This window comes from Microbispora sp. ZYX-F-249, assembly GCF_039649665.1.
Classification (GTDB): domain Bacteria; phylum Actinomycetota; class Actinomycetes; order Streptosporangiales; family Streptosporangiaceae; genus Microbispora; species Microbispora maris.
In genome coordinates this window covers 1-1,811 of sequence record NZ_JBDJAW010000117.1, presented here as the reverse complement: position 1 = coordinate 1,811, position 1,811 = coordinate 1, and the positions used below count along the sequence as shown (strand labels likewise).

The window sequence follows — 1,811 nt, the reverse complement described above, 5'->3', positions numbered from 1 at the left end:
CGAGGAACCGATCGAGCCCTCGCCGGTGAAGGAGGACTTGATGCCCACCAGCTCCTCGGCCTTCATGGCCGGAGCAGCGGCCTTGAAGGTCTTGCCGTAGGCCCACTTGAGGGTCTTGCCGGTGAAGGCGTAGTTGCCGTCCGGGTGCGACCCGCTCGGGTAACCGAAGACGAACACCGCGGTGCCGATCTTCTGGTTGTAGGCCAGGCCCTGACCACCGACGTTGCTGCCGAGGCTGCCGACGTCCTTCAGGGCGATGTCCACGATGTGGCCGGTCAGCCTGAACTTCTTGGCCACGTTCACCCAGAACTTGGCCTTGTACCAGCCGTTGTTCTGCGTGAAGTAGAGGACGCCGTCCACGACGTGGTCGCCCTCGTAGGACCCGGTGGCCGTCTTGAACTCGTCCTTGGAGATGCGGGTGACCTCGTAGCCGGCCTTGCCGCGGAAGGACGCGTCCTTGACCTCGCCGCGGACAAGCGAACCGAGCTTGTCAGCGGTGTAGTCGAGGAACAGGCACCACCGGTCGGTGGGGACGTAGACCTTCTGGGACTCCTGGCCGTGCTTGGCCAGCTCCCAGCCCCAGCGCTCCGACCACGGGTACTTGACGTCGTTCGGGCCGAAGGGCACGATCTCGCCGGACCAGCCAGTGGTCTTGAGCTCGAGGTCCTTCTTGGCCTTCTCGGCCTCGGCGCGGGTGTCGAACGTACGGTCCTTCACCCAGTTCTTGACCTTGTCCACGGCCACGTCGGTGACCTGGACGCCGTTGTACACGGTGACGAACGCGTAGTCGCGGTCGCCGTCCTCGTACACGTCGTAGTCGTAGTGGGTGTAGGCGGTCTTACCGACGTAGATGCCCCACGGGGTCTTGCCCTGGTAGTAGCCGGGGACGAAGACCCACTTGTCGAGGGTCTCGCGGTTGCTCACCGTGTCGTAGACACAGTGACCGGCGGTCGCCACCAGGTTCTTGTACCCGCTCTGCACCGCGGTCGCGGAGCACCAGTGCGGCTTGCCGTCGCCACCGATGAAGAACACCTTGCCGGTGGTCTTCGGCAGGTTGATGTTCTTCAGGTTCGCCGTGGCGGGCTTCTGGTCGCCGCTGGAGCCGACGACGCCGGCCTTGCTGTCGGCGGAAGCGCCACCGGTCGAGACGTGCTTGGTGGGCAGCGTGGTCTCGACGTTGTACGGCGTCGCGTTGATCAGGTTTGCCCGGGCCTCGCCGAACCAGAACGCCGCGACCTGCTTGGCCGCGAAGTTCGTGTTGGCCAGGTTGACGGCGGGGATCTCGTCGGTCGGCGCGGCCTGAGCCGGCGCGGCGACGGCGGCGGCGGCCAGCAGGCCCGCCGCGATCCCGCCGAGGGCGAGAGTGCGCTTCATGGATTTCTCCCTGGTCTGTCGTGGGACGTCACTTGCGCCCCATGCGTCAGTGAAGGAACGAGGAGAAAGGTATAGGAGGAATAAGGGTGGTGTAAGTGGTTCCGCGGTCTTCGTTCTCCGGTCGGCTGACCCGTCCCATCGCCGTGCCGAGGGGCCTCGGCGACGTTTTGGCTGATCATCTATGGCCCGTTCCAGACGCCATCACCTTGGGTGATGGAACGGTTCACGTTTGATGTGACGGAGATCACAGTTTTAAGTGAAACCGGGAAGGGTCCCAATGCCGTCAAAACGGGCACTTTTCCTCGACTCTCGGTCGCCTCCGCGCCTACGCCGACGCGTCGCGTCCGGGAGCGGGAGCCGCCGCCTTCATGGCGCCTACGCTCGCATCGATCGAACATGACGGCGGATCGGCCTCGCCGGCACTGTCCGGGCACACG

1 protein-coding gene is annotated in these 1,811 nt (G+C 65.1%); it reads right to left on the bottom strand.

Annotation, left to right across the window (positions count from 1 at the left end; all coding sequences use genetic code 11):
- Positions 1-1,374, bottom strand: a 1,374-nt coding sequence (locus tag AAH991_RS39965) for a trypsin-like serine peptidase (protein ID WP_346231166.1), incomplete at its 3' end; no start/stop codon positions are given.
- Between the last annotated feature and the right edge of the window lie 437 nt (positions 1,375-1,811).